The organism is Roseovarius maritimus, assembly GCF_043355895.2.
GTDB lineage: Bacteria > Pseudomonadota > Alphaproteobacteria > Rhodobacterales > Rhodobacteraceae > Roseovarius > Roseovarius maritimus.
The window spans coordinates 32,799-58,241 of record NZ_JBHFPF020000009.1 but is presented as its reverse complement, the minus strand read 5'-3'; the positions used below and the strand labels follow the sequence as shown (position 1 = coordinate 58,241).

27 protein-coding genes are annotated in these 25,443 nt (G+C 65.1%); 18 read left to right on the top strand and 9 right to left on the bottom strand.

From position 1 onward, the window contains the following. The first annotated feature begins 1 nt into the window (after position 1). Genes ACEWPM_RS15130 through ACEWPM_RS15070 form a run of 13 tightly spaced genes read left to right on the top strand, consistent with a single transcriptional unit; the run spans position 2 to position 10,778 of the window. A complete protein-coding gene (locus ACEWPM_RS15130; RefSeq protein ID WP_393962881.1) occupies positions 2-1,231 on the top strand; it encodes an arginine deiminase in 1,230 nt (409 codons plus the stop codon). Between the two features lie 15 nt (positions 1,232-1,246). Further along, positions 1,247-2,278 carry an Acg family FMN-binding oxidoreductase gene (locus tag ACEWPM_RS15125; RefSeq protein WP_393962880.1) on the top strand — a complete coding sequence of 344 codons (1,032 nt, stop codon included), beginning with the start codon at positions 1,247-1,249 and terminating at the stop codon, positions 2,276-2,278. Between the two features lie 4 nt (positions 2,279-2,282). After that, complete coding sequence (argF, locus tag ACEWPM_RS15120; protein ID WP_393962879.1) at positions 2,283-3,284, top strand: ornithine carbamoyltransferase; 1,002 nt, start codon at positions 2,283-2,285, stop codon at positions 3,282-3,284. Between the two features lies 1 nt (position 3,285). Beyond that, complete coding sequence (arcC, locus tag ACEWPM_RS15115; protein ID WP_393962878.1) at positions 3,286-4,197, top strand: carbamate kinase; 912 nt, start codon at positions 3,286-3,288, stop codon at positions 4,195-4,197. 9 nt (positions 4,198-4,206) lie between these two features. Then, a complete protein-coding gene (atpD, locus tag ACEWPM_RS15110) occupies positions 4,207-5,604 on the top strand; it encodes a F0F1 ATP synthase subunit beta (RefSeq protein WP_476454009.1) in 1,398 nt (465 codons plus the stop codon). Next, positions 5,601-6,011 (top strand): ATPase, encoded by a 411-nt coding sequence (locus ACEWPM_RS15105; RefSeq protein WP_393962877.1) that lies wholly within the window; start codon positions 5,601-5,603, stop codon positions 6,009-6,011. The genes atpD and ACEWPM_RS15105 overlap by 4 nt, the downstream gene beginning before the upstream one ends. Beyond that, positions 6,008-6,304 (top strand): AtpZ/AtpI family protein, encoded by a 297-nt coding sequence (locus tag ACEWPM_RS15100; protein WP_393962876.1) that lies wholly within the window; start codon positions 6,008-6,010, stop codon positions 6,302-6,304. Before ACEWPM_RS15105 ends, ACEWPM_RS15100 begins: the two co-directional genes overlap by 4 nt. Beyond that, positions 6,291-6,578 carry an ATP synthase subunit AtpR gene (locus ACEWPM_RS15095; protein WP_393962875.1) on the top strand — a complete coding sequence of 96 codons (288 nt, stop codon included), beginning with the start codon at positions 6,291-6,293 and terminating at the stop codon, positions 6,576-6,578. The genes ACEWPM_RS15100 and ACEWPM_RS15095 overlap by 14 nt, the downstream gene beginning before the upstream one ends. Further along, positions 6,575-7,270, top strand: coding sequence for a F0F1 ATP synthase subunit A (locus ACEWPM_RS15090; RefSeq protein ID WP_393962874.1), 696 nt, complete (start codon positions 6,575-6,577; stop codon positions 7,268-7,270). Before ACEWPM_RS15095 ends, ACEWPM_RS15090 begins: the two co-directional genes overlap by 4 nt. Next, on the top strand, positions 7,267-7,557 hold the full coding sequence (locus ACEWPM_RS15085) for a F0F1 ATP synthase subunit C (RefSeq protein WP_076531983.1): 291 nt from the start codon (positions 7,267-7,269) through the stop codon (positions 7,555-7,557). Before ACEWPM_RS15090 ends, ACEWPM_RS15085 begins: the two co-directional genes overlap by 4 nt. A 3-nt stretch (positions 7,558-7,560) precedes the next feature. Further along, positions 7,561-8,331, top strand: coding sequence for a F0F1 ATP synthase subunit delta (locus tag ACEWPM_RS15080; protein ID WP_393962873.1), 771 nt, complete (start codon positions 7,561-7,563; stop codon positions 8,329-8,331). Next, complete coding sequence (locus ACEWPM_RS15075) at positions 8,324-9,862, top strand: F0F1 ATP synthase subunit alpha (RefSeq protein WP_393962872.1); 1,539 nt, start codon at positions 8,324-8,326, stop codon at positions 9,860-9,862. The genes ACEWPM_RS15080 and ACEWPM_RS15075 overlap by 8 nt, the downstream gene beginning before the upstream one ends. Beyond that, positions 9,846-10,778: a F0F1 ATP synthase subunit gamma gene (locus tag ACEWPM_RS15070; protein ID WP_393962871.1), complete on the top strand. Its 933-nt coding sequence runs from the start codon at positions 9,846-9,848 to the stop codon at positions 10,776-10,778. Before ACEWPM_RS15075 ends, ACEWPM_RS15070 begins: the two co-directional genes overlap by 17 nt. A gap of 9 nt (positions 10,779-10,787) precedes the next feature. Here the strand turns inward: ACEWPM_RS15070 and ACEWPM_RS15065 are convergent, their stop codons facing one another. Together ACEWPM_RS15065 and ACEWPM_RS15060 are read right to left on the bottom strand one after the other, a co-directional pair. Beyond that, on the bottom strand, positions 10,788-11,582 hold the full coding sequence (locus tag ACEWPM_RS15065; protein WP_420768028.1) for a Crp/Fnr family transcriptional regulator: 795 nt from the start codon (positions 11,580-11,582) through the stop codon (positions 10,788-10,790). Between the two features lie 100 nt (positions 11,583-11,682). Beyond that, positions 11,683-11,988, bottom strand: a complete 306-nt coding sequence (locus tag ACEWPM_RS15060; RefSeq protein WP_420768027.1) for a hypothetical protein — start codon at positions 11,986-11,988, stop codon at positions 11,683-11,685. 174 nt (positions 11,989-12,162) lie between these two features. Between ACEWPM_RS15060 and ACEWPM_RS15055 the strand changes: the two genes are divergently transcribed. After that, positions 12,163-13,791 (top strand): tetratricopeptide repeat protein, encoded by a 1,629-nt coding sequence (locus ACEWPM_RS15055; protein WP_393962868.1) that lies wholly within the window; start codon positions 12,163-12,165, stop codon positions 13,789-13,791. A 70-nt stretch (positions 13,792-13,861) separates the two neighbouring features. Here ACEWPM_RS15055 and ACEWPM_RS15050 read toward each other — a convergent pair whose 3' ends face one another. Together ACEWPM_RS15050 and ACEWPM_RS15045 are read right to left on the bottom strand one after the other, a co-directional pair. Then, the gene (locus ACEWPM_RS15050) at positions 13,862-15,202 is read right to left on the bottom strand and encodes an ATP-binding protein (protein ID WP_393962867.1); all 1,341 of its coding nucleotides are present in this window, start codon (positions 15,200-15,202) and stop codon (positions 13,862-13,864) included. After that, complete coding sequence (locus ACEWPM_RS15045) at positions 15,199-15,864, bottom strand: response regulator (protein ID WP_393962866.1); 666 nt, start codon at positions 15,862-15,864, stop codon at positions 15,199-15,201. Before ACEWPM_RS15045 ends, ACEWPM_RS15050 begins: the two co-directional genes overlap by 4 nt. 83 nt (positions 15,865-15,947) lie before the next feature. On the opposite strand from ACEWPM_RS15045, the gene dsbD reads away from it, so the two are divergent. From dsbD to ACEWPM_RS15025, 4 genes are all read left to right on the top strand, one after another. After that, positions 15,948-17,771 (top strand): protein-disulfide reductase DsbD, encoded by a 1,824-nt coding sequence (gene dsbD / locus ACEWPM_RS15040; protein WP_393962865.1) that lies wholly within the window; start codon positions 15,948-15,950, stop codon positions 17,769-17,771. After that, on the top strand, positions 17,768-18,604 hold the full coding sequence (locus tag ACEWPM_RS15035) for a prolipoprotein diacylglyceryl transferase family protein (RefSeq protein WP_393962864.1): 837 nt from the start codon (positions 17,768-17,770) through the stop codon (positions 18,602-18,604). The genes dsbD and ACEWPM_RS15035 overlap by 4 nt, the downstream gene beginning before the upstream one ends. Positions 18,605-18,671: 67 nt before the next feature. Beyond that, complete coding sequence (locus ACEWPM_RS15030) at positions 18,672-19,304, top strand: DsbA family protein (RefSeq protein ID WP_393962863.1); 633 nt, start codon at positions 18,672-18,674, stop codon at positions 19,302-19,304. A 36-nt stretch (positions 19,305-19,340) separates the two neighbouring features. After that, entirely contained in the window at positions 19,341-20,039 is a 699-nt protein-coding gene (locus ACEWPM_RS15025) for a L,D-transpeptidase (protein ID WP_393962862.1), read from the top strand. Between the two features lie 18 nt (positions 20,040-20,057). On the opposite strand, the gene ACEWPM_RS15020 is transcribed toward ACEWPM_RS15025, so the two are convergent. The 5 genes from ACEWPM_RS15020 to ACEWPM_RS15000 form a co-directional block, all read right to left on the bottom strand. Further along, on the bottom strand, positions 20,058-20,900 hold the full coding sequence (locus ACEWPM_RS15020; protein WP_393962861.1) for a glycosyltransferase family 2 protein: 843 nt from the start codon (positions 20,898-20,900) through the stop codon (positions 20,058-20,060). Then, the gene (locus ACEWPM_RS15015; protein WP_393962860.1) at positions 20,893-21,624 is read right to left on the bottom strand and encodes a glycosyltransferase family 25 protein; all 732 of its coding nucleotides are present in this window, start codon (positions 21,622-21,624) and stop codon (positions 20,893-20,895) included. Before ACEWPM_RS15015 ends, ACEWPM_RS15020 begins: the two co-directional genes overlap by 8 nt. Positions 21,625-21,705: 81 nt before the next feature. After that, positions 21,706-22,785, bottom strand: coding sequence for an alginate O-acetyltransferase AlgX-related protein (locus ACEWPM_RS15010; protein WP_393962859.1), 1,080 nt, complete (start codon positions 22,783-22,785; stop codon positions 21,706-21,708). 15 nt (positions 22,786-22,800) lie between these two features. After that, positions 22,801-24,210 (bottom strand): MBOAT family O-acyltransferase, encoded by a 1,410-nt coding sequence (locus ACEWPM_RS15005; protein ID WP_393962858.1) that lies wholly within the window; start codon positions 24,208-24,210, stop codon positions 22,801-22,803. 69 nt (positions 24,211-24,279) lie between these two features. Then, complete coding sequence (locus ACEWPM_RS15000) at positions 24,280-25,443, bottom strand: winged helix-turn-helix domain-containing protein (RefSeq protein ID WP_393962857.1); 1,164 nt, start codon at positions 25,441-25,443, stop codon at positions 24,280-24,282.

Sequence of the window (25,443 nt, the reverse complement as noted above, 5' to 3'; positions counted from 1 at the left end):
CATGACAAACGAACCTCTGGGCGTTTATTCCGAAACCGGTAAATTGCGGCAGGTCATCGTTTGCCGCCCCGGCCGGGCCCATCGCAGGCTGACGCCGGAAAACTGCCAGGACCTGCTTTTTGACGATGTCTTCTGGGTCAAACAGGCGCAGAAAGATCACGATGTCTTTGCCGAAACCATGCGCAGCGAAGGTGTCGAGGTTCTGGACGTCAACACCCTGCTGGCCGAGACGCTGGACATACCCAAGGGGCGCAACTGGGTGCTGGACCACCGCATCGTGCCCGACCAGATCGGCGTCGGCATGATGCAGGAGCTGCGCGCCTGGATGGACGAGCTGCCGGGCGCCGAGTTGGCCGAATACCTCTTGGGCGGGCTGGCGGTGGATGATGTGCCGTTCGAGCTGACCGGCCTGTTCGGCAGCTATCTGGGTCCCCACGGCTTCATCCTGCCGCCGCTGCCCAATGCGCTTTTCACCCGCGACAACTCGGCTTGGATCTTTGGTGGCGTATCGGTCAACCCGATGTATTGGCCCGCGCGCCGGCCCGAGACTCTGCTGAACACGGCCATTTACAAATTCCACCCAAAGTTTGCGGGTAAGACGACGATCCATTGGGGTGATCCCACCGAGGATCATGGGCTGGCCACCGTCGAGGGCGGCGACATCATGCCCGTCGGCGACGGCACCGTCCTTGTCGGCATGGGCGAGCGGTCATCGCCGCAAGGTGTGGGCCAACTGGCCGAGGCGCTCTTCGATACGGGTGCGGCGCAGCGTGTGCTGGCCTTCGCCATCCCGAAATCGCGCGCGGCGATGCATCTGGATACTATATTCACCCTCTGTGGCGGCGATGTGGTCACCACCTTCAAGGAAGTTGCGGACGAGCTGGTTTGCTATGACATCCGCCCCGGCGACGGCCCCGCGCCGCTGCAGTTCCGCAAGGATCCGCGTCCGATCTTCGACATCGTGGCCGAGGTGCTGGGCTACAAGAAGCTGCAGATCGTGGCGACGGGCGGCGACACCCCCGAAGAGCGTGCGCGCGAGCAGTGGAACGATGGCAACAACGTGCTGGCGCTGCGGCCCGGCGTGGTCATCGGCTACGACCGTAACGATGACACCAATGCCGCGCTCAAGGCCGCGGGCATCGAGGTGCGGCCCATCCCCGGCGCCGAACTGGGCCGCGGGCGCGGCGGCGGTCACTGCATGAGCTGCCCGACAAAGCGCGACCCCGTATAGGGCAGGGGCGGCCAGATGAACGATCACGCACCCCTCGGCGCCTTCCGCGCTCCGATGGATACCCGAATTCGGTCACCCGATGGCCGGAGCCGGGAACTGGTGCGTCTCGCGGTTCTGGCCGCGAACAGCCACAACACGCAGCCATGGCGTTTCGAGCTCAGCCCGGATCGCATAGTGCTGCACGCCGATCATCGTCGCAGGTGCCTTGCCGTCGATCCTGACGATCACCATCTTTATGTCAGCCTTGGATGCGCGACGGAGAACATCGTGATTGCCGCCACCGGCTTCGGTCTGGTTGCGGTGCCGCGCATCACCGAGGAAGGCACGGTCATCGAGATTGATCTGAAGACTGGCACTGCCGACCCCTCGCCCCTGATCGCGGCCATTCCCTTGCGCCAATCGACGCGAAACAGATATGATGCGCGCCCGCTGACCGATGCCGAAAAAGATGCGGTGATCCAAGCGGCCACTGCCTCCAGGGTGACAGTCTGCCTTGTGGACGCGCCCGAAGAGATCGCGTCGCTCTGCGAGGCCGTTGTGGCCGGTAACGCCGACCAGATGGCAGACCCGGCCTTTGTCAGTGAACTGATGCATTGGATACGGTTCAGCCCGCACGAGGCCCGCACGCGGCGCGATGGGCTGTTCGGGCGATGCCTTGGCAATCCGGGTTTGCCGGAATGGATGGGCCGGCTGGTATTCCCGCTGGTCTACCGTGTCCGCCCCGAGTCCGCAAAAATTCGCGGCGATATCGCCAGCGCGTCTGCCTTGATGATTTTCGTCAGCCATGCCGATACGCCGGAAAACTGGATCGAGACGGGCCGTGCGTTCCAGAGATTTGCCTTGGAGGCGACTTCACTCGGGCTGGTGATGGCGCATATCAATCAGGCGGTCGAGGTGCCGGTGCAGCGCAAACGTGTCGCGCGCCTGATCACCATTCCCGAGGGCCGCCCATCCCTGCTGGTGCGCATCGGTCACGGCGAGCGGCTGCCCTACGCGTACCGCCGCGACGTGGATGACGTCATCACTACAGCTGAGCAATGGAGTTAGCACAATGGCTTACAATCTGAAGAACCGGCATTTCCTGACCCTGCGGGATTACGCCCCGCGCGAAATCGCCTTTCTGCTCAAGCTGGCTGCCGATCTGAAGGTGGCGAAATATACCGGCACCGAGGTGCCGAAGCTGCAGGGCAAGGATATCGCGTTGATCTTTGAAAAGGACAGCACGCGCACCCGCGTGGGCTTTGAGGTGGCCGCCTATGATCAGGGCGCGCGGGTCACCTATCTGGGGCCGACAGGCTCGCATATCGGGCACAAGGAATCGGTCAAGGACACCGCGCGGGTGCTGGGCCGTATTTATGATGCGATCGAATATCGCGGCTTTGGCCAGGAAGTGGTCGATGAGCTTGCCGAATATTCCGGCGTGCCGGTCTATAACGGCCTGACGAACGAGTTCCATCCAACTCAGATCCTCGCCGATTTTCTGACCATGCAGGAGCATGTGGAGAAACCGCTGCACCGCGTCGCCTTCGCCTTTCTCGGGGATGCGGGCAACAATATGGGCGACAGCCTGTTGATCGGCGGGGCCAAGATGGGCATGGATGTGCGTTTGTGTGCGCCCAAGGCCTGCTGGCCGGATCAGGCGATTATCGACGAGGCCAAGGGGATCGCCGCCGAGACGGGCGCGACGGTAACCATTACCGAGGATGTGGATGCCGCCGTCAAGGACGCCGATTTCGTCTATACCGATGTCTGGGTGTCCATGGGCGAGCCAAAGGAAAAATGGGCCGAGCGGATCAAACTGCTGAAACCCTATCAGGTGACGGCAGAGGTGATGGAAAAGACTGGCAATCCGCGCGCCTGTTTCATGCATTGCCTGCCCGCCTTCCACAACACCGAGACCGCCATCGGCACGCAGATCGAGGAGGAGTTCGGCCTGAGCGCCATGGAGGTGACGGAGGACGTATTCGAGAGCGCCGCGTCGATCGTGTTCGATCAGGCGGAAAACCGGATGCACACGATCAAGGCGGTTCTCGTCGCCACGCTGGGGGCCTGATATGCTGGTCGTCGCAGCCGTCGGGGGCAATGCGCTCTTGCAGCGGGGGGAGCCGCTGACAGCCGAGGCCCAGCGCGCCAATGTGCGCACGGCCGCAGAAGCGCTGGCGCACATCGTGCGCGCAGGGCACCGCCTGATCGTGACGCATGGGAACGGCCCTCAGGTCGGGCTTCTGGCCCTGCAAGGGGCGGCCTATAAACCCGACGAGGCCTATCCTCTGGACGTGCTGGGGGCCGAGACCGAGGGTATGATCGGCTACCTGATCGAGCAGGAGCTGGAAAACGCGCTGGGCCATGATCACGCAGTGGCGACGCTTTTGACGCAGGTTGTGGTAGACCCGCAGGATCCCGCTTTTCGAGAGCCGACCAAGTTCGTCGGGCCGGTGTACTCAAAAGACGAGGCCGAGGCGCGCGCCAAGGCCGCAGGCTGGACCATCGCGCAGGACGGCGATCACTGGCGGCGCGTCGTGCCCTCGCCAAAACCGGTCGAGATTCCAGATCTGCGCGTCGTGCGTCTGCTGCTGGATCAGGGCGTGATCGTCATTTGCGCGGGAGGCGGGGGCATCCCGGTGATGCGCCGCGCCGATGACAGCATGGTCGGCATCGAGGCGGTGATCGACAAAGATGCGGCCAGCGCGCTTCTGGCCGCCGATATCGGCGCGGATGCGCTGCTGTTGCTGACCGATGTCGACGCGGTCTATGAGGGCTTCGGCACCGAGAAGGCCCAGCCGCTGCGCCACGTGACGCCCGATGAGGGCCGCGCGCTGGACATGCCCAAAGGCTCGATGGGGCCAAAGTTGATTGCGGCCTGCGATTTTGCAGATCAGGGCGGCGTGGCGGGCATAGGCCGGCTGGCCGATGCGCTTGATATTCTTGGTGGCACGGCGGGCACCCGCGTGTCGCAAGACGGTTGAGGTGACACGGTGAGCGCAGAACCCTCCGCAGATATAGCCGACAGCACCGAGGGCCATATCGCGGCCATTCGTGGCGGGGTGGTCGATGTGGCCTTTGCCGGACCGCCGCCGCGCATCCACGATCTGCTTTATGCCGGCGATGTGGCGCTGGAGGTGGCGAGCCTGATCGGGGATGGTCTGGTGCGCACCATGGCGATGGCGCCCGTGCGTGGACTGGGCCTGGGCCAGAGCGTGCGGGCCACTGGCGGCCCCATTCGGGTGCCGGTGGGCGAGGCCGTTCTGGGCCGGATGCTGGACGTTTTCGGCGCGCCGATTGATGGCCGGCCGGCCCCCTCGGGCGAGGATCTGCGCCCCATTCACCGCCCCCCACCCAAGTTGAGCGAGCGGGTCCTTCAATCGCAGATCCTTGAGACGGGGATCAAGGCCATTGACCTTCTGTCGCCCATTGAACGGGGCAGCAAGGCCGGCCTCTTTGGCGGGGCGGGCGTCGGCAAGACCGTGCTGATCACCGAGCTGATCAACAACACCGTCCAGCATCACAAGGGTGTCAGCCTGTTTTGCGGCATCGGCGAGCGGTCGCGCGAGGCCGAGGAGCTCTACCGCGAGATGGGCGAGGCGGGCGTGCGCGACAAGACCGTCATGCTCTTTGGCCAGATGAACGAGGCGCCGGGCGTGCGGTTTCTGGTGGGCAAGACCGCCCTGACGATGGCCGAGTATTTCCGCGACGACAAAGGGCAGGACGTGCTCTTGCTGATCGACAATATCTTTCGCTTCGTGCAGGCGGGGTCCGAGGTGTCGGGGCTGATGGGGCGGATGCCGTCGCGCGTGGGCTATCAGCCGACGCTGGCCACCGAGCTGGCCGCGCTGGAAGAGCGCATCACCTCGACCAAGCGGGGCGCGATCACCTCGATTCAGGCGGTTTATGTGCCGGCCGACGATTTCACCGATCCGGCGGCGGCGCATATCTTTTCGCACCTTTCCGCCTCGGTCGTGCTGTCGCGCAAACGCGCGAGCGAGGGGCTCTATCCGGCGGTCGATCCGCTGGCCTCGGCCTCGGTCATGCTGACGCCCTCGGTCGTTGGGCAACGGCATTACGACATCGCCCGCGCCGTGCGTCGCACGCTGGCCGAGTATGAGGAGTTGCGCGACATCATCGCGATGCTGGGCCTCGAAGAGCTGTCTTCGGCGGACCGCGCCACCGTTGCACGCGCCCGGCGGCTGGAGCGGTTCCTGACGCAGCCATTCTTCACCACCGAGGCGTTCAGCGGCACCAAGGGCAAGCTGGTGCCCATCGACGAGACGCTGGACGGCTGCGAGACGATTCTCGGCCAGACCGAGTTCGATCTGCCCGAAAGCGCCTATTACATGATCGGCGGCCTCTCCGATCTGAAGGAGGCTGCTACATGAGCATGGCCGCCCAAATGACGGTTACCCTGCGCCTGCCGGCCGGCACGCTCTTCGAAGGGCAGGCCAGCCGTTTGACGGGCGTGGCCCCGAATGGGGCGTTCGGGATCTATCCCAACCATGTCGATTTCGTCACGGCGCTGGTGCCGTCGGTTCTGACCCTGCGCCTCGTCGACGGCTCCGAAGTGATTTTCGGCCTCGACGAGGGGTTGCTGGTCAAGAAAGGGCCGGATGTTTCGATCGCGGCCCTGCGCGGCGTGCGCGGCGACGATCTGGGCACGCTCAAGGAAACCGTCGAGGAGCGCTTTGTCCAGATGGATGAGGAAGAGCGGCAGGCGCGGTCGGCCCTGTCGCGGCTGGAGGCGGATATCGTGCGCCGTTTCGCCGAACTGCAAAGGCCGCAGCCATGACCCGAAAGCCCGACAAACCGGCCGAGGACATCGCCCGCCAAGCGCAGCGGATGAAATCGCGGCGCGAACATCCGGGACCAAGCCCGTTGCGAGGCATCGGCACCTTCGGGATGATCGGCTGGTCCATCGCCGTGCCGACGGTTGGTGGAGCCTTTCTGGGCCTCTGGCTGGACCGGGTGGCGCCGCAGAACTTCAACTGGACGATCGCGCTGATTCTCGGCGGTGTGGTCGTCGGCATTTTCATCGCCATCGCCTGGATCAACAAGGAAGGACGCCCGGATGACACCGATTGATTGGACAGCCCTGATGCTGGGCGGCGCGGTTGGCGCGGCAGTCAGCGCGCTTTTCTTCATAGGCCTTGCCTTAGGTATGCGCCGGGCGCTGCGGGCGCATAGCCCGGTCGCGCTATTGGCGCTGAGCGCCTTGATACGCATTGCGCTCCTGTTGGCGGTAGGCTGGGCGGTGACGGTGCAGGCCGGGCCATGGGCGGCGCTGGGATACGCTGCAGCGTTCCTTGCCGCGAGGATCGCGGCGACCACCGCCGCGCGGATCGGTGCAGCGCCATGACCCTCTCGCCCGACCAGATCGTGATTTTTTACCTTTGGGGCATCCCCATTAACGCCACCATCTTTTACACTTGGATCGTGATGGCGCTGCTGGTCGGCGCGTCGATACTGATCACGCGCAACCTGCGCGCGGATGTGCCACCCGGTCGCTGGCGCACCACGCTGGAAGTGATCGTGCAGGGCATTCAGGGCCAGATCCACGAGATCGCGCCCGGCCCCTCGCGCCGTCTTCTATACTTCTCGGGTACGCTTTTTCTGTTCGTGGCGGTGTCGAACCTCTTGCTGGTCATACCCGGCTTCGAGCCGCCCACATCCTCGCTTTCGACCACCACCGCGCTAGCGCTGTCGGTGCTGATCGCGGTGCCGCTTTTCGGGATTAGCAGCCGGGGCATTGGCGGCTATCTCAAGACGTATCTGCAGCCCTCCTTCATCATGCTGCCCTTCAACATCATTTCGGAGTTCTCGCGCGGCATTTCGCTGGCCATCCGCCTTTACGGCAACATCATGAGTGGCGCGGTCATCGCGGCAATCCTGCTGGGCGTCGCGCCCTTCTTTTTCCCCGTGGTGATGGATTTGCTGGGCCTGCTGACCGGCATGATCCAAGCCTACATCTTTGCCATCCTGGCGACGGTCTACATCGCCGGCGCCACGGCCCAATCCAGCCCTTCGCAGCCTGAAAAGGATATATCATGACTGACCTGGCAATCATCGCCGCCATCTCGATCTTTACCGCAGGCCTGACCGTCTCATTCGGAGCCATCGGCCCGGCCCTCGGCGAAGGACGCGCGGCGGCCACCGCGCTGAGCGCCATCGCTCAGCAGCCCGATGCGGCGCCGACCATTTCGCGCACGCTTTTCGTCAGCCTTGCGATGATCGAATCCACCGCCATCTACTGTTTCGTCGTCGCGATGATCCTTCTCTTTGCCAACCCGTTCTGGACCGTGGCCCTGGAGGCCGCGCAGCAGGCGGCGGGCAGCTGAGCCATGTCCATCGACTGGATCACGGTCGCTGCGCAGATCGCCAATTTCCTGGTGCTGGTCTGGCTACTGAAGCGGTTTCTCTACCGTCCCATCCTGGACGGCATCGACGCCCGCGAGGCCGAAATTTCGGCGCGGATGCAGGAGGCCGCCATCGCCACGGATGAGGCGGCCCGGACCGAGGCGGACTATCGCGGCAAGCTGCGCGAACTGGCTGCCGCAAGGGACGAGGCCGCCGAGGCCGCGCGCGAGGCCGCCGAGGCCGAGCGCGATGCGATGCTGGCGGCCGCGCAGGAGCGACTGGACCGGGAATACGCTAGCTGGAAGACGCAGATGGATGACGAGGCGCGGAATTATTCGGCCAGAATGCACCGCGCCGGGGCGGAGGCCCTTTTGTCTCTGACGCGCAAGGCGCTGAGGGATCTGGCGGATGAGACGCTGGAGGCGCTGATGGCGCAGCGCCTCGTGCAGCAGATCCGGCCGATGGCGCCCGAGCTCAAGCGCGCCGCCGGAGGGGCGCCCTCCGCCGCCACGGTCAGCAGCCGCGATCCTCTGCCCGCCAAGGTCGCCAAGGCCATGAACGCCGAGTTGAAGGCCATCTTCCCCAAGGTCGATGTCAGGTTTGATACGGATGCCGATCAATCACCGGGGCTCGTGCTGCGGATCGGTGGCGCGCAGCTGGACTGGACCGTGGAGTCCTACGTGGAGGGCTTAGGCGCGCAGATCACCGCGCGTCTTGCGGCGGACACCGATCACAAGGCGCGCACCCATGACTGAGACCGCAGGCAGGATCGGCCCCGAGCCGGAAGGCATGGTCAAGGCGCTGCTGGACAGCCCCGCCCCTCCGCCGCGGCTGAGCGAAATCGGGCAGGTGGCCGAGGTGGCGGACGGCATCGCCGTGGTGACCGGGCTTGAGCGGGCGCTCTCGGATGAATTGCTGCAATTCGAGGGCGGTCTCATGGGCCTTGTCCTCAATCTGGAGCCGGGGCGGTTGGGTGTCGTCCTCTTGGGGCCGTCCGACCGTATCGGCGTGGGCACGGCGGTCACGCGGACCCATTCGGTTGTCAGCACGCAGACCGGCGCGGCGCTTCTGGGCCGCGTGGTCGATGCGCTCGGTCAGCCACAGGATGGCATGGGTGCGATAAAGGCCGCGGCGCTGCGCCCGGTCGAGGCGGAAGCGCCCGAGATCCTGCAGCGCAAGGCGATCACGCGTCCCCTCGCCACGGGGATCAAAGCGGTCGATGCGGCGGTGCCGATAGGCTTGGGGCAGCGGCAACTGGTCATCGGCGACCGGCAGACCGGCAAGACATCGCTGGCTGTCGATGCGATCCTCAATCAGAAACGCACCGATGTAATTTGCATCTATTGCGCCATCGGGCAGCGTGGCGATGCGGTGGCCAAGGTGATAGGCGCGATCCGCGATGGCGGGATGGCAGAGCGTTCCATCATCCTTTCGGCGGGCGATGAGGATGCGGCGGGCCTTGCCTATGTCGCGCCCTATGCGGCGCTGACCATGGCCGAGCATTTCGCCGGTGAAGGCCGCGACGTGCTGGTGGTGCTGGATGATCTGACGCATCACGCGCGCTCGTACCGCGAGCTGTCGCTGCTCTTGCGCCGCCCGCCGGGACGAGAGGCATTCCCCGGCGATATCTTCTACATCCATGCCCGCCTGCTGGAGCGGGCGGGCCAGTTCACAGAAGACGCTGGCGGCGGGTCGATCACCGTCTTGCCGGTGGTAGAGACGCAGGCCGAGAACCTTTCGGCCTACATCCCCACGAACCTGATTTCCATCACCGACGGGCAGGTCTACCTGTCGCCCCGCCTGGTGCGGAAAAACCAGTTTCCCGCGGTCGATCTGGGCGTCTCGGTCAGCCGGGTGGGCGGCAAGGCGCAAAGCCGTGCCTTCCGCGCGGTGGCGGGCAACCTACGCGTGACCCTTTCGCAATTCGAAGAGCTGGAGGATTTCGCGCGTTTCGGCACCCGGCTGGACGATGCGACGCGGGCGCGGCTGACGCGCGGTGCGGCGGTGCGCGCCTCGCTTCGGCAGGCCGAGCGTGACCCCATGTCGGCGATTGAGCAGCTCGCCGTCCTTGTCTCGGCAATGGAAGGCCAGTTCGACGGGCTGAACGAGCCGGACACGGTGGCTGTCATGGCCAAGGTGAGGACCGCCGCTGTCACCGAGTTCGAGGATCTGGCCGAGAAGATCGCGCAAGATGGCGCACTCAGCGATGAGGATCGCGCCCGGATGTCCGCACTGGGACGGCAGTCGCGCGCGGCATTGGAGGCGCAGAATGGCCCAGACGCTTGAGCAACTGACGCGGACCACGACCAGCATGCAGGGCATCCGCAGCGTGGTGCACACGATGAAGACCCTCTCGGTCATCAACTCGGCCCCGTATGAGCATGCCGCCAGCGCGATCGAGGCCTATCACGGCACCGTTCTGGAGGGACTGCATGCCTTTCTGTCGCAGTCGGGGCCGGTTGGCGTCGAGGGTAAGGAGGACGATGCGCGCGTGATCATCGTCTTCGGCTCGGATCACGGCCTTTGCGGCAATTACAACGAGGGGGTTGCGGCGCAGGTGGCGCAGCATATCACCGCCAGCGGCACCGGCGCCGTGACCGTGCTCTGTATCGGGGCGCAAATGGCCGATGCGCTGGCCGATCAAGGACTTGCCGCGGAAAAGTCTTTGTCGCCGCCCGCCTCCGTTGACGGGATCGGCCGCCTTGCGAACCTTTTGACGCAGCGACTGGACACCATCCGTCGGGACAGCCTGCCGCGCGGGTTGGCGGTGTCGCTTGCCTATGCGGCACGGGGCGAGGGCGGCATGCAATCCCCGCGGATTGCCAACCTGCTCCCCTTGGATCGCGCATTGGTGGCGGAGATGCAAAGCTCGCCGTGGCAATCGCGCAGCCTGCCCTATTTCTCGATGCGGCCCAATGATCTTTTCCTCGCGCTGATCCGGGGCCACCTCTTTGCCAGCCTTTTCCGCGCCGCCGCCGAGGCGCTGGTGACGGAGAATGCGGCCCGCATGGCCCTGATGCAGCAGGCCGAGCAATCGGTGGATGACAGGCTGTTGGAGCTGCAATCCGATACCCGGTCGCTGCGGCAGACCGAGATCACAACCGAGCTTCTGGACGTCATCATCGGCTTCGAGGCGTTGAAAAAGGACAAGAAGCCGAAACGTAGCGCAGACCGGCAAGAAGACGGCACCATGCAGGATTAATCCTTCACCTCAGGAGGCGAGGGCCCGTGGCTGTTCTTCGTCCCATTGCAGGATTTTGTATTTTTCGTGGCTCGCAAGGTTGATCAGGCCCTTGGTCTTGAGGTCACTGAAGGCGCGGCTGACAGTTTCGACCGAGAGGCCCAGATGATCCGCAATATCGCGGCGCGGCATGGGTAGCGCAATGTGCCCCCCGCCCGGCCGGGACAATGCGAAGGCCTTGAGGAAGTCGAAAAGCCGCTCATGCGCCTTGTTGTTCAGCAGCGAAAGCAACTGCTGTTCGCGCAGCGCCAGCAAATTCTGCAAGCGTAGACGCATGTCCTGTTGCAAGGCAATACTGACGGCAAGCCGATGTTCGACGGTCGCGCGGGGCAAGGCGCGCAAGGTCACGTGATCGACAGCTTCGGCCGTAAAGTGCCAGCGGTTGCCATCCGAAATTCCGACGACATCGCCCTTGGTGGCAAAGGAAAAAATTTGCCGCCGCCCTCTGATGTCGATGGTGCAGCAGCGCACCATTCCGGACTCGACCAGATACATTGCATCCGCCGGTTCGTCATGCAGCAAGATGGTGGCGTCAGGTTGAAACTGCTTGCGAAAGGAATTGCGCTCGAAAAGCTTTACCAGCGGACCAGAATCCGTTTTCGTCTCGGCGCGCCGGGCGGGCGCCATACCTTCGCTGCGTGCACTGGGTGTCAATGCGATAGGCTTGGATGGGGCGGGCCCCGCGATGCGCGCCAGAGTGGCAACCCGGACATCCGCTGCGGATGCTCGAGTTATATCGGCGGTTCCTAGGGTGGATGATGTCATGGCGCTGTCCCCTTTAATGTCGTTTCGATGGCATTCCAATCGGTAAAACCTGTTGGTGCCTTGGCTCCGCAGCGTTGCTGCAGCCTTCGCATTTTCCATGCTAGTGTCGCTCCGTGCTGTGCCTAGCGAGGGTGCGATAGGTCAGGATGGCCCGGCGCAGCGCATTCCAATCGTCATAGCCTTTGGCCGACTGTGCCTTGGCAGCTTGCGTGCGGTCGAACGCTGCGCTCTGAAGCATTTGCAGCGTGGTACGCACCTGCGTGTTGAGTTCGGCCAGTGGGTGAGTCAGCCATATTGTGTCCCGAGTTTCCTCGCCCTGCGTGCGCTCCACCAAGGTTTCCAACTCGGCGCCGAATTTCTTCAGGCAATTCACCGCCGATTTCAGATTCTCATCCTGTGCATTCATCATGGCACCTTCAGGATAGGCTTGGTATCGAGGCTTCCAGTGACATATGATCCCCCTACCGAATTCAGTCTAAACCTGCGGGCTGGACATCGAAGTGAATCACGGTGAGGCTTACAGGTGGGGGAGTGGTTGGAGACACGTTCAGTCGACGCCTGAATTGAGGGGGCCGGGGCCATGAAACTAACGACATCATTGCCCACGGAAGTGGTTCGCACACAGCTGGCCCGGATTATCGAGAGCAGGCAGTTCTGCAATGCGCCGCGCCTGTCGCGCTTTCTGACCTACCTCGTCGAAGAGGCGCTGGCCGGGCGCGCGGACCGGCTCAAGGGCTACACGATCGGCATCGACGTGTTCGACCGGCCCAAGGATTTCGACCCACAGACAGATACCATCGTGCGCGTGCAGGCCCGCGCCCTGCGCCAGAAGCTGGAGCAGTTCTATGTGCAGGACGGTCAGGACGACCCCATTCATATCGCTATCGAAAAGGGCTCGTACGAGCCGTCGTTCTTTCTGTCATGGGACGGCGAGAGACCGTCGGCCATCAAGCCCGACGCCATCGGAACGAGCACCGCGAAGCCGTCCATCGCCGTGCTGCCGTTTGACAATTACAGCCCCGATGCGGCCAATGAATTCATCTCGCATGGGTTGACCGAGGAGACGATCGCCAACCTGTCGCGCTTCAAGGAAATCTCTGTCTTTTCGCGCTCGACCATGGAAACGGTCAAGCTGAACAAGATGACGATCCCGCAGATCCAGGAGGCGCTGGGCGCTGATTTCGTGCTGGAAGGCAGCCTGATGATACGCGACGGGCGGATCGACGTGTCGATCAATCTGGTCGATGCGGTGGCGGATTCCATCGTTCTGGTCGACCACTTCTGCGACCGGATGGAACTGCCCGCCTTTTACGAGATGCAGGACCGGATGGCGATGCGTATCGCTGCGCGCATCACCGACAGGTTCGGCCCGCTGGGCCTTTATGCCCGGCGTGCGGCCGCGGAGGGGCGGAGCCAGAAATGGGAGACCTACAACTGGATTTCGCGCTATCACCAACTCTCGTTCGAGCTGAGCCCCGTAGAGCGCGCCGAGATCCGGGATGGGCTGTTGAGCGTTCTGGAAGAAGATGACGGCTCGTCCGATGCCCATGCCGTGCTGGCGCTGGTCCTTGCGGATGAATATCACATGCCCCCCGCCGGGGGCGATGACCTGCTGCCGCAGATGATGGAGCAGGCCAGGCTGGCCGTCTCCTGCGATCCGCAGAATGCCGTCGCGCACAAGGCGCTGGCCATGGCCAGGTTCTTTGCCGGGGATCTGGAGGGGTTCGATCGCTCGGCCCGGTTGGCGCTCAGCCTCAACCCCGGCTACGGAGAGTTGTTGGCCAAGCTGGGCACCTGCTATGCAGCCTTGGCGAAATGGGACGTCGCGGTGGACCTGTTGGATCAGGCGATTGCGCTCAACCCGGTGCATGCGGGATGGTTTCACACGGTCAAAGCCATCGCAATCGCCATGACCGCAGGCCCCGCCGAGGCAAAGGTCGAAATCGAGCGTGCGCCGATCGCCGCGGCCTTTTTCTATCACGCCTACCTGACGTGGTTTTTGGTCGAGATGGGCGATATGGAGGGCGCGCTGAGGGAAAAGGCACGTCTTCTGGAGGTGGAGCCCGATTTCGAGTGCTTTTTCTTTAGGCATGCCCGCGCGTGGCATATCGATCCGGCGATCATCGACCGTGCAGTGGCGGCGTGGAGGAAGGTTGGGTTCACTTTTCCGGGGTGGGCAGCCGGAGAGCCGGGTGGCAAGACGTCCTGAAACCGCGCAGATTTACGTCCGCGGGCGCCTGGCGAGGCCGGATGGCGTGGCGCCGAAAAAACAGGCGCCTTCAAAATTCCAGTGTGACCATTTCACCGCCGCCGTCGCGGGGCGCAAAGTGAAGTTGACCGCCCAGCCGCTCGACCGCCGTGCGCGCGATGGCAAGGCCCAGCCCGCTGCCATTGGTGTTGGCGCCCCTGCCGCGAAAGAACCTGTCAGTCACGCGCGCCCTGTCGGCCTCGGCAATTCCAGGACCGTGATCCATGACCTGGATGCGCAGCCCGTCACCGACCGGCCCCAGCGTGATGTCGACGCGGCTCCCCTGCGGGCTCATGGCGATGGCATTTTCGATCACGTTGCGCAGCGCGGCTGTCAGCAGAACCGGATCGCTCGGGATTGTGCCTGCGCCCTCGGCGTCGATCTCAACCGCTATCTCTCTGGCGGCAGCCAGCCGTGACAGATCGTCTACCACGTCGCACAGGATCGCAGCCACATCCACCGCCGCGTGCTCGCCGCCCTCCGTGCTGTCGATCGAGGCCAGCGACAAGAGCTGGCGCACCATCCTGTCGGTCCGGTCCACCCCCTGCTGGATGCGCGCAAGCGCTCCGGCGCGGGTGGCGTCGTCCGAGGCCATGGCCGCGACCTGCGCCTGCGTCTTGATCCCGGCCAGCGGCGTTTTCAACTCGTGCGCGGCAAAGGAGGTAAAGGCCTTTTCGCGGTCGCGCGCCGCGCTGACGCGGCTGAAAAGACCGTTGAGCGCGGTGCCGACGGGCCGGATCTCGCGTGGTAGGGCGCTGGCGGCGACGGGGTCCAGATCGGCCGCGCCGCGCTGCGCCAGCCCCCTGGCCAGCCGGTCCAGCGGCAAGAGCCCGCGCCGCAGGCTGAGCCAGATCAGGCCTGCAAGGATGGGCAGGATCAGTAGCGCGGGCACGATCAGGCCGGTCGTCACGTCGCGCACGAGGCCGTCCCGCACGGTATGGCTGTCGCCCACCATGACGCGCACGCCCAGCGCCTCGTTGATCACCGAATAGACGCGCCATTCCTCGCCATCGACGATGCTGTCTGCAAAACCCGTATCCTGCGCCGAAAGCTGCCCCTCGGGCGCGCTGCCCGAGCGCCCGACCAGCGTGCCGTCCAGCGACCAGATCTGGCAGGACAGCTTGTGCGAATACGCAGCGCCGGGGCTCTCCAGCCCGGTCATCTCCTCGGCGATGGTGGCCGCGCGGGCCACGTCGATCCGCCGGTCCGAAATCAGCGACGATACCATCTGCCCCGCTTCGGCCAGCCGCGCGTCCAGAACGCGCTCGACCTCGGCGCGGGTCGATTGCTGAATCCAGACGAAGGCCGACAGCCACACGGCCCCCGTTGCCAGCATCAGCACCGCGAACAGCCGGATGCGGATCGAATTCATGCGTCCCCCTTGGCCAGCTTGTATCCCGCGCCGCGCACCGTCTGGATGAACTCCGCCCCCAGCTTGGCGCGCAGCCGGTGGATATGGACCTCGACCGCGTTGCTCTCGATCCCTTCCTGCCAGCCATAGAGCCGATCCTCGAGCGCGGCTTTGGACAGGATCGCGCCGGGCCGTTCCAGCAAGGCGCGCAGGATCACGAATTCGCGCGGGGAAAAGACGATGTCGCGGCCATTCTGCCGTCCCGACATCCGTGCGGGATCCACTGTCAGCCCGTTCCATGCCAACTCGGCCTGCGCCCGCCCCTCGGCGCGGCGCACGATCGAGCGCAGACGTGCCGTCACCTCGTCCAGATCGAAGGGTTTGCCCAAGTAGTCGTCAGCCCCTAGATCCAGCCCCGCGATCCGGTCGCTTACTTGATCGAGCGCGGTCAGCAGTAGCACGGGCGTGCGGTCGCCGCGCGCCCTCATCCGCGACAGGATATCCAGCCCCGAGCCGTCAGGCAGCATGATGTCCAGCGCCACGGCGGCAAAACTGCCCTGTTCCAGCGCCTGATCCGCGTCGGCACATGTTTCGACCAACTCGGGGGTGAAGCCTGACAGGCGCAGGCCGACAGACAGGCCATCGGCCAGCGTCGCGTCATCCTCGACAATCAATATGCGCATCGGCCAAACTCCTTTCCGCCACGTTACATGCGTGGGCGGCTGACCTTAAGCCTCGCTTAAGCCCCAAGGGCGATCCGAACCGCATGACAAGACCATCGATTCACATCCGCCGCGCCGCAAGACCCTTGGCGCGCTTCGTCATCGTCCTCTGGGCGACGGCCGTCCTCGCCATGCCGGGCATGGCGCAGACCCTCTCATCCTCGGCTGGCGCTCCGCTTCCGGTCGCCGAAGCATTTCAGCTCAATGTGTCCGAAGAGGCGGACGGCAGCCGCATCCTGTCATGGGACGTGGCCGACGGATACTATCTCTACCGCGACAAACTATCGGCGAAAAAGCCAGACGGCGCGCCTGTGCCACTGGAGACGGAGCCGGGCACCGAGATGGACGATCCGACATTCGGACGCACTGAGATCTACACGGGCGCTGCCGAGGCGCTGATGGCTCCGGTAGACGGCCCCGTCAAGGTGACATGGCAGGGCTGCCAGGATGGTGGCATCTGCTACCCGCCCAGTAGCGAGACATTGGCCGCGTTGGATGGCGGGACTGGCGGCGGCATCGACGGCGATCCGGGCGCGGCCTTCGCTGCTGCGCCGACCGGCGGCGTCACGCTGGCCGAGGAAACCGGCGTGATCGAGGGCCTTCAATCGCGCGGCGGTGCCTTGCTGGTGCTGGCGGGCTTTCTGGGTTTCGGCCTGCTTCTGGCCTTTACGCCTTGCGTCTTTCCGATGTTTCCGATCCTCGCGGGCATCCTCTCCGGCGAGGGGCGCGACCTGACGGCCCGGCGCGGGGCGGCCCTTTCGGGTGTCTATGTTCTGGCGATGGCCTCGGCCTTCGGCCTTTTGGGCGTGGCGGCGGCCTGGTCGGGGCAGAACCTGCAGGTGGTGCTGCAATCGCCGGTGGCGATCTACATCGTCGCGGGCATCTTTGCCCTGCTCGCCCTGTCGATGTTCGGCCTGTTCGAGCTGCGCCTGCCCGATGCCTGGACGCGGCGCCTGTCGTCCGCGGGATCGCAGCGCGGCGGCACCTTTGGCGGCGCAGCGATGCTGGGCTTCACCTCGGCGCTGATCATGGGGCCTTGCGTGACGGCGCCGCTGGCGGGCGCGCTGCTCTACATCGCGGGGACGGGCGACATTCTGCTCGGAGCCGGGGCGCTCTTTGCGCTGGGGCTGGGGCAGGGCATCCCTCTGATGATCGCGGGCACGTTGGGGTCGCGGATGCTGCCGCGCGCGGGCGGATGGATGGACGGGGTCAAGCGTCTCTTCGGCTTCGTGTTTCTGGGCATGGCGATCTGGCTGATCGGGAGGCTGGTGCCCGGCCCGGCGATCCTCGCGCTCTGGGCGGCCCTTCTGATCGGGGCGGGCGTCTTTGCCGGTGCGATGGATATGCTGCCCGCGGGCGCCGGTGCCGCGCGGCGCGGGGCCCAGACCGCCGGCATCCTGTCGATGCTGGCCGGCGCGATCATGGCCGTCGGCGCCGCGCTGGGCGGGGGCGATCCGCTGCGCCCGCTGGCCGCGCTGCAGGGTGGGGGCGGCAGCGCGCCCGAGGCCGCGCCAATCCAGTTCGACACGGTGAGCGATGTTCAGTCGCTTGATGCCGCGCTGATGGCGCAATCGGATCGCCCCGCGATAGTCTATGTCACCGCCGACTGGTGCGTGACCTGCCGCGTGATCGAGCGGAACGTCTGGCCCGATGCAGGCGTTCAGGCCGCACTGTCGGAGGCGCATGTGATCGCGGCGGATGTCACCGATTTCGGCGCCGGGGGGCAGGCGATGCTGGACCGGCTGGGCGCGGTCGGCCCGCCGACCATGGTGTTTCTGGACCGGGGCCGGACCGAGGCCAGCGGCACGCGCATCGTGGGCGATACCGGCCCCGGCGCGGTCGTGACATCGATGGAGGCGGTGCAATGAATTCCATCTCGATCGGCCCGCTTGTTTTTGCCAATGACCGCTTTGTCGCGGTTCTGACCATCATCGCCTTTCTGGTGATGGCCGAAATCGCCGCCTGGCGCAAACGCGGCAGCGCCGAGGCCATCCGCCGCTGGTCCGGCGCGACGCTCGTGGTCTGGATCGTCACCGCGCGTCTCGGCTATGTCGTCGCACATTGGGAGGCCTTCGCCCCCGCGCCGCTTTCGGTCTTTGCGATCTGGCAGGGCGGGTTCAGCAGTGCCGCAGGCACATTTGGCGCGGGTGCCACCCTCTTCGCGGCATTCCTGAGACAGCGGGGGGCCGGTCTGCCGGTGCTGATCAGCGCCATCGCGGCTGCTTCGGTGTTCAAGATAGGGAGCGTTGTCCTGCCGGATGACGTGCGCGGCCGGATTCCCGCCGCCGGGTTTGCGGATATGTCCGGCGCGCCGGTCTCCTTGAACGAGCGTGACGGTCAGCCGCTGGTGCTGAACCTCTGGGCCACATGGTGCCCGCCCTGTCGGCGCGAGATGCCGATGATGGTGGATGTCGCGCAATCGCAGGCCTCAAGCGAGACCGGCGCCGAGATCGTATTTGCCAACCAGGGCGAACAGGTGGGTACGATCCGCCAGTTCCTGCAGCTGACGGATTTGCCCGAGGTCGGGATGATCCGCGACCCGAACAATGCCCTCATGGAGAAATTCAAGCTTATGGGCCTGCCCAGTACGCTTTTTTTCGCGGCCGACGGCACCTTGCAGGCCGTCCATACCGGAGAGATCTCCCGCGCCGCTTTGCTGGCCGGGATCACGGATCTGCAGACCGAGAGCGATGCAGACTGACACGATATCAAACGGGCGGTGCCGCCGCGCGGTGCCGCCCCGAACCTCATGACAAAGGAGAGCCATCATGACCCTCATCACCCGAAGAAACCTGGTTGTCGGCGGCGTCGCGGGCATGGGCGCCGCGGCGCTTGGCATGACACTGATCCCGCCTGCAAAGCGGGTCGAGGCGCAGGGTCTGACCGTCGAAGGCGTGCTCTACGATCCGGTCAACCCGGTGCTGGGAAACCCCGAGGGCGATGTCACCATCGTCGAGTTCTTTGACTACCAGTGCCCCTACTGCAAGGCCAACCATCCGGTCCTGACCGAGGTCGTCGAAGAGGACGGCAATATCCGCCTCATGATGAAAGACTGGCCCATTTTCGGCGCCGCCTCGGTCCGGGCCAGCCAGCTGGCGTTGGGCGCGGCCGATGCGGGCGTCTACGCCGCGGCCAGCGATGCGCTGATGGGCACGGCGGGGCGCCTGACCGATGCCGGCATAGATGAGGCGCTACAAGAGGCCAGCCTCGATCCCGCGAGGCTGGACAGCGCCTACCGGGATAATCGCAATAAATGGGACGGGCTGCTGATGCGCAACAGCGCGCAGGCGGAGCAACTGGGCCTGCAGGGCACGCCTGCCTTCATCGTGGGCACGACGATATATCCCGGCAGCATGGATCGCGCGGCCCTGCGCGAGGCGGTCGCGAACAGCCGGTCCTAGCCTTCCCCACTCACTTGACCCGTAAAGGATGAAATTATGTTCACCCGACGCAGCTTTCTCGCTCTGGCGGGGGCAGGGGGCCTTGCCGCCTGTGCGCAGCCGCCGGCCCAGCCAGTCGCGCCCGCACCTGCCCCGGCGCCGGTCTACCCGCCGCTGCCCGATTTCTATGGCCCGATCACGACCGAGCCCTACCCGATCCCTGCCGTGCGCGAGGGCGTCATCGCCCCGCGCCTGAGACGGCAGGAGGTCGCCAATCCCTATTCCCGGCATCCCCGCGGCACCATCGTGGTCGATCCCGATGCGGCGATGCTGCATTTCGTGCAAAGTCCCGACAAGGCCATGCGCTACGGGGTCAGCGTGGGCAAGGCGGGTTTTGCATGGCAGGGAAAGGCACGCCTGCAATTCTGCCGCGAATGGCCGCGCTGGAAGGTGCCCCTGACCATGATCGAGCGCCAGCCTGACCTGGAGCCTTATTCGGTCGCCAATGGCGGCATGGATCCGGGGCCGGACAACCCGATGGGCGCGCGCGCGCTCTACCTCTTCAAGAACGGCAAGGACACGCTCTACCGCGTGCATGGCAGCGCCTCGCCCGAGGAGTTGGGAAAGGCTGTCTCGCAAGGGTGCATCCGAATGCTGAATCATGACGTGATCGATCTGCATCAGCGCTCGATTCACGGCTCTGACGTGATCGTGCTGCCATCGATGCACCCCGAGGGGCTGGCAAACGTCTACTAGGGTTGCCCTCTGGCCGGATCAGCGAGATCCGAGCAGCGCCCGCGTCATCCCCGAAAGGCGCGCCGCATATTTGCGCCGCCGCGCGGGCGAGAGTAGCGTGGCGGGCGAGAGGGCGCGGAGCAGCGCCTTGCCAAAGGGAGCAGCGCAGGCGGCGAGGCCGCGATGCTTGCGCACCGCATAGATCTGCGCCCAGCCCCAGCTGGAATTCTTGATCCGGTCGCCCTCGCGGCTGGGCTGCGACGAGGCGCCGCCGACATGGCGCACCTCGGCGCGAAAGGCCAGCATCAGGGGGCCGCAGGTCTGCGCCAGACGCGCGCTCAGATCGTCATCCTCGAAAAAGAGGAAAATGGCGGGATCGAAGCCACCGATCGTGTCGAAATCCGCCTTGCGCACCATCAGCGCGGCCCCCGAGAGGACGGGCAGGACGGCATCGCCATCGGGCGTGCCTTTGGCTAGCCACTGGCTACGCGCCACCAGATCGCTGCGGCGCTTGATCTGGGGTCGGCCATCCTCGTCGAGGATCATGGGATTGAATGCGGAGGCTTCGGGATAGGCCCGCGCGGCCGCGACCAGAGCGTCGAGCGCGCCGGGCATGAGCGCCGTATCAGGGTTGAGGAACAGCACGAATTCGGTCCGCGCTGCCGCCGCTCCGACATTGCAGGCGCGGCCAAAGCCCTCATTCGCCGGGTTCTCGATCAGCCTGACAGTCCCGGTAGCCAATGCGCGCAGGTCCGAGACATCGCGCGAGGCATTGTCCACCAGAACGACGGGCGTGCCGGCGGGCACCGAGTCCAGCATTCGGGGAAGGACCACCGCGCTGTTATAGGCGACGGTGACGATGGTGACGGCGGGATCAGCCATTCGGATGCTTTCGTGCCATGGCCGCGATGCGGCGGCGATAGATCGGGCGCAGCACCTCGCGGCGCAGTTTTGGCCAGACGCCCTCCTTGCGGCTGATAAGGCTGCCGCCGAGCTGCGCCGAGACCTCCCTGATCCCGGTGGGCCAGGCAGTCAGAACGCGCACGCCGTGCACCCAAGTCATCTGGAGGAACGTATCCACGGGGCGGTCAAACCTATGCGTCGCGTCCAGCAATGCGCGCGCCGCGCCTTTGGTGACAAGCTGCGCGACCATTCCCAGCGCCACGGCATCGTGGCGGCTGAGGCGGATGGTATTGTCTGTCGCGATATCCTCGCCCGCATCCTCGCGCCGCTTGATCGGGAAGCGGACGAAATCGCCATCCTCGCAATGCGCCATCGCCAATGCCAGCGCGGGAAGGAAGGCCTCGGTGTCGATTTCGAGATCATCCTCGAGGATCAGCGCGGCAGGCATATCCTCGTCCACGATCCGCTGCCAGCAGGCGCGGTGGCTGTGAAACACCGCCACTTCGGAGGGTCGCAGGGCAAAAGGATAGTGCGGTTTCAGCGCGCGGGGGGTATAGGCGCGCACCTCGGCCTCGGTCATGCTTTGTCCGTCCGTCGCTTGCATCACGTGGCAGCGCAACGGCAGCAGGGCCTGCGTGGCGGCGACCTGCGCCGCGCGATCTCTGGCGCGCGCGAGATGAATGATGAAGCAATCCAGATCCAAGACGACGCTCGCTAGGCAAGGGGGCTGGTCAAGGCTGGTGCCAGACTTGGCCGCGCAAATCCACCCTGAAATGCGGGCGCCTCACTGGCCAAGGCCCAGTGACAGCGAGTCCCGTTCGACCATCTGAAGTATCACGATATCCGGCGCAAGGCGCTGCAGATACCGCCCGAGCGCGCGATCGTCGATGAATTTCCAATGGATGTAGTAGACCTGTGCAAAACTGGCGTTGTAGAGCGCGGAGGGAGCGATGCAGAAGCTGTCGCAAAGCATCAGCACGGTTTGCGGGTTCGGCGCATCGGGGGTGCGGGTCACGCGCAAGACCTTGTCCATCGGGATCAGTCCGCCATTCTGCACGGGCGCGCAGGCGGTCTCGTCGCCGGAAATCAGGCTGATTTGCGCGGCACATGTGGCAGGCGGCGCGCTCAGGCCGATGCGGTAGTCCTGCTCGACCTTCGGCGGGTAGAGGTCCTGCATCTTCAAAAGATGGGTAAGATCGCCTGCAGAGGCGGCGACAGGCTCCAGATCATAGTCAGCGACCTCTGCCCCGATGCGCGCCATCACCGCGTCATAGGCGGCAGCCCCTCCGGCCTGCGTCCAGTGGGTGTCGGTCTTCAGATAGGCCTGTGTCCTGTCCTTGGCGTGGCGCAGGACCGGGCGCAGGTCCAGTATCGGCACGTTCCGGGCGGCGGCAGCGTCGATCAGATCGTCGGTGACGGTGTGGGGCGCAGGAGGGGTGCCCTCGGGCAGCATCTCGGGATAGATCGAATGTTTGTTGGGCGCGATCACGGCGGTGAATTGCGCGCCAGTGTCGGAAACGCGCGATTGCAGCCGCGCCAGCGCGCTTGCCTGCGCCTCGATCAGACCGTCCGGGACCGGCCAGGTGCCCGCCGTCTTGGCCATCACCCCATTGCTTTCGTCGCCGAGAAAGAGATATCCCTCGCGCCCGATCTCTACGCGGTCCGGAAAGAGCGAACGCCCGAACTGCGTCATGGCGAGATAGCTGAGGTTGCCCTCGATCCGGTCGAGCGACCACAGATCGCGTAGATCCTGCGGGATGAGCGCGCCGCCGACAGTGGCGCGCGACGCGATATTGGCCGCGGGCAACGCCATGAGGATCACGGCAGCGACGGCGGCAAAGACGGTCAGGCGGGTGCTGTACATGGCTGGGGGCTCCCGTCAGAAATTGAAATAGAGAAAGACTTCGCTGCGCGACACCAGCATCATGATGCAGCCTGCGCTGAAAAGCGCGGCACCGACCAGCGTCTTGTAGAGCGGGCGGATGTCGCGCGTGAACTGGTAGGTATTCGGCAATGCCAGCACCCCGATCAACGCCAAAGCCAGGTATTTGCCTGCCGTGCTGGCCCCGGTGATCACGACATGGCGCGGCCCCTCCATGGCGGCCGGATTGAGGCCGAACATCGTGGAGAGGATATCGAGCGCCTGCGCCACATCCTCGGCCCGGAAGAACACCCACGCCAGATGCACCGCCGCAAAGGTCAGCAGCCATGCCAGAACGCGCGGCAGGCGCAGCCCCGCGCGGCTGAACATGCGCCCGATGACCAGACCCGCGCCGTGGATCGCGCCCCATATCAGAAAGGTCCAGCCCGCCCCGTGCCACAGCCCGCCCAGCAGGAAGGTGACCATGAGGTTGGCCGCCACGCGGCCCTCGCGGCGGCGGCTGCCGCCCAGAGGGATGAAGAGGTAATCGCGCAAGAAGCGCGACAGCGTTATGTGCCAGCGCCGCCAGAAATCCTGGATCGAGGTCGCCTTGTAGGGCGACAGGAAGTTCAGCGGCAGGCGGATGCCGAACATGCGCGCAGCGCCGATGGCCATGTCGCTATAGCCGCTGAAATCGAAATAAAGCTGGAAGGTGTATGAAAAGGTCGTGATCCAGGCATCCAGAATGGTCAACTGGGTGTGATCGGCATAGCCCGCATCGGCGTAGACGGCGAACGTGTCGGCGATCCCGATCTTCTTGAAGAGGCCGAGGCCGAAAATGATCAACCCCGCCAGCAGGTTTTTCGAGCGCAGCCGTAGCATCGCGGCACGCGCGAACTGGGGCATCATCTCTTTGTGATGGACGATGGGCCCGGCGATGAGCTGAGGAAAGAAGGTGACGAAGACCGCGTAATTCAGCAGGCTGCCGCGCGCGGCCTGCCCCTTGTAGCTGTCCACGAGGTAGGTGATCTGCTGGAAGGTGAAGAATGAGATCGCCAGCGGCAGCAGAAGGTGCGGCACCTCCATGCCCGTGCGTGCGACGGTGTTCACCGTCTCGACGAAAAAGCCGAAATACTTGAAATATCCGAGCAGCCCGAGATTGGCCGCGATACCCAGAATCAAAAGCGGGAAACCCGCCCGGCCCATGCCTTGGCGCGCCTGAATTGCTGCGGCGATGGCGTAATTCCCCAGGATCGAGCCGATCAGAAGCGGCAGGTATTCGAGCCGCCAATAGCCGTAGAAAAAGAGCGAGCAGAGCACCAGCCAGCCGAGGCTGGCCCGCCCGCCGGCGATCCGCGCGATCGCGAAATAGCCCAGAAGGCTGAGAGGCAGAAACGCAAAGACGAACTGGGGAGAACTGAAAAGCACGGGGGGCGCCACTCGGGATTGAATCGCCACAGTCCATATTGCCTATACTGCGCGAATGCCAGCCATGCGCTATCCGGGCGGGCGCACCTGCCACGTGACATCGCGCGCGCCGATCATGCGGGCCAGTCGCGCCAGCTCCGCCTCAAGGCGCTGGGTGCGCGGCGCGCCCCAGCGTGTGCCCGGCTCTGGCCAGAGGCCGGTGACGCGCAGCCAGCCTGCGGCACGGTCGGACTTTAGCTCGGCCCGCCCGACAAAGCGGTCCCCTTCGAGCAGGGGATAGACATAATAGCCCCAGCGGCGTTGATCGGCGGGCACGAACATCTCGTTCACATATTCGAAGCCGAAAAGGCGCTTGAGCCGTGCGCGGTCGCGCACCGCGGGATCGAAGGGATTGAGGATGCGCAATCGCCCGGTGGGTGGGGCGAGCTCTGCCAGCCGCGCGTCCGGGTCCGGTGTGGCATAGGCTGAGCGGGCCGTGCCATCCGCCCCGATCACCTGCACTTCATCGGGCCGACGCCGCGCGGCCCAGCCGCGCGCCTCCTGCGCGCTCATCGCGGCCCAAAAGCGTTGCACCTCGCCGCAGGTGGCAATGCCCAGCCGGTCCAGCGCCATGTCGCACAGCGCGTCGATGGCATCCGCGTCCTCCGGCCCCTCCATCAGGCGCGAGGGAAAGACGCGGTGGCCCAGATCGTAGAACTTGACAAAATTCTCGCGCTTGGCCGTCGCCAGATCGCCCGCATACCACATCTGGTCCAGCGCTTTCTTGTGCGGCGGGCGTGCCCACATCTCGCGGCTTTGCGCCTTGGTGTCGAACGCATGGGTCGAGAGCGGTCCCTCGGCTTTGATCCGGTCCCGGATGGCGCTGATCTCGGCGCAGGCGAGGCCGGATTGAAACCACTCGGCCTGCGCCGCCTTTGCGCCTAGCCGCGCGAATTGGCGCTGCCACAAGGGCAGGACCTCCATCGGGATCAGCGAGGCGTCATGGGTGAAATGCTCGAAGAGGTCACGTCCCAGAAGTGGCCACAGCATCCCCTCGCGGTAATTGGGATTGCGCGACCAGAGGATGTGGTTGTGCGCCCGCGTCACATTACGGATCGTGTCGATCTGCAAAAAGCCGATCTGCCGGATGAGGGCGATCACGTCGGGCCGCCCGGTGCCCACGGCACCAAGCCCATGCGCGTGAAGCCACAGATGCCGCGCCGTCCGGTTATCCAGAACCCGCGCCGCGCCCAC

Excerpts from the sequence above, each read along its gene's own strand:
- ACEWPM_RS15030 (WP_393962863.1), top strand. The coding sequence starts at position 18,672 with ATGACCCTCATCACCCGAAGAAACCTGGTTGTCGGCGGCGTCGCGGGC.
- ACEWPM_RS15010 (WP_393962859.1), bottom strand. The coding sequence starts at position 22,785 with ATGTACAGCACCCGCCTGACCGTCTTTGCCGCCGTCGCTGCCGTGATC.
- ACEWPM_RS15020 (WP_393962861.1), bottom strand. The coding sequence starts at position 20,900 with ATGGCTGATCCCGCCGTCACCATCGTCACCGTCGCCTATAACAGCGCG.
- ACEWPM_RS15045 (WP_393962866.1), bottom strand. The coding sequence starts at position 15,864 with ATGCGCATATTGATTGTCGAGGATGACGCGACGCTGGCCGATGGCCTG.
- ACEWPM_RS15065 (WP_420768028.1), bottom strand. The coding sequence starts at position 11,582 with ATGACATCATCCACCCTAGGAACCGCCGATATAACTCGAGCATCCGCA.
- arcC (WP_393962878.1), top strand. The coding sequence starts at position 3,286 with ATGCTGGTCGTCGCAGCCGTCGGGGGCAATGCGCTCTTGCAGCGGGGG.
- dsbD (WP_393962865.1), top strand. The coding sequence starts at position 15,948 with ATGACAAGACCATCGATTCACATCCGCCGCGCCGCAAGACCCTTGGCG.
- ACEWPM_RS15090 (WP_393962874.1), top strand. The coding sequence starts at position 6,575 with ATGACCCTCTCGCCCGACCAGATCGTGATTTTTTACCTTTGGGGCATC.
- ACEWPM_RS15080 (WP_393962873.1), top strand. The coding sequence starts at position 7,561 with ATGTCCATCGACTGGATCACGGTCGCTGCGCAGATCGCCAATTTCCTG.
- argF (WP_393962879.1), top strand. The coding sequence starts at position 2,283 with ATGGCTTACAATCTGAAGAACCGGCATTTCCTGACCCTGCGGGATTAC.
- ACEWPM_RS15095 (WP_393962875.1), top strand. The coding sequence starts at position 6,291 with ATGACACCGATTGATTGGACAGCCCTGATGCTGGGCGGCGCGGTTGGC.
- ACEWPM_RS15130 (WP_393962881.1), top strand. The coding sequence starts at position 2 with ATGACAAACGAACCTCTGGGCGTTTATTCCGAAACCGGTAAATTGCGG.
- ACEWPM_RS15125 (WP_393962880.1), top strand. The coding sequence starts at position 1,247 with ATGAACGATCACGCACCCCTCGGCGCCTTCCGCGCTCCGATGGATACC.
- ACEWPM_RS15055 (WP_393962868.1), top strand. The coding sequence starts at position 12,163 with ATGAAACTAACGACATCATTGCCCACGGAAGTGGTTCGCACACAGCTG.
- ACEWPM_RS15105 (WP_393962877.1), top strand. The coding sequence starts at position 5,601 with ATGAGCATGGCCGCCCAAATGACGGTTACCCTGCGCCTGCCGGCCGGC.
- ACEWPM_RS15070 (WP_393962871.1), top strand. The coding sequence starts at position 9,846 with ATGGCCCAGACGCTTGAGCAACTGACGCGGACCACGACCAGCATGCAG.
- ACEWPM_RS15035 (WP_393962864.1), top strand. The coding sequence starts at position 17,768 with ATGAATTCCATCTCGATCGGCCCGCTTGTTTTTGCCAATGACCGCTTT.
- ACEWPM_RS15050 (WP_393962867.1), bottom strand. The coding sequence starts at position 15,202 with ATGAATTCGATCCGCATCCGGCTGTTCGCGGTGCTGATGCTGGCAACG.
- ACEWPM_RS15060 (WP_420768027.1), bottom strand. The coding sequence starts at position 11,988 with ATGAATGCACAGGATGAGAATCTGAAATCGGCGGTGAATTGCCTGAAG.
- ACEWPM_RS15025 (WP_393962862.1), top strand. The coding sequence starts at position 19,341 with ATGTTCACCCGACGCAGCTTTCTCGCTCTGGCGGGGGCAGGGGGCCTT.
- ACEWPM_RS15075 (WP_393962872.1), top strand. The coding sequence starts at position 8,324 with ATGACTGAGACCGCAGGCAGGATCGGCCCCGAGCCGGAAGGCATGGTC.
- ACEWPM_RS15100 (WP_393962876.1), top strand. The coding sequence starts at position 6,008 with ATGACCCGAAAGCCCGACAAACCGGCCGAGGACATCGCCCGCCAAGCG.
- ACEWPM_RS15085 (WP_076531983.1), top strand. The coding sequence starts at position 7,267 with ATGACTGACCTGGCAATCATCGCCGCCATCTCGATCTTTACCGCAGGC.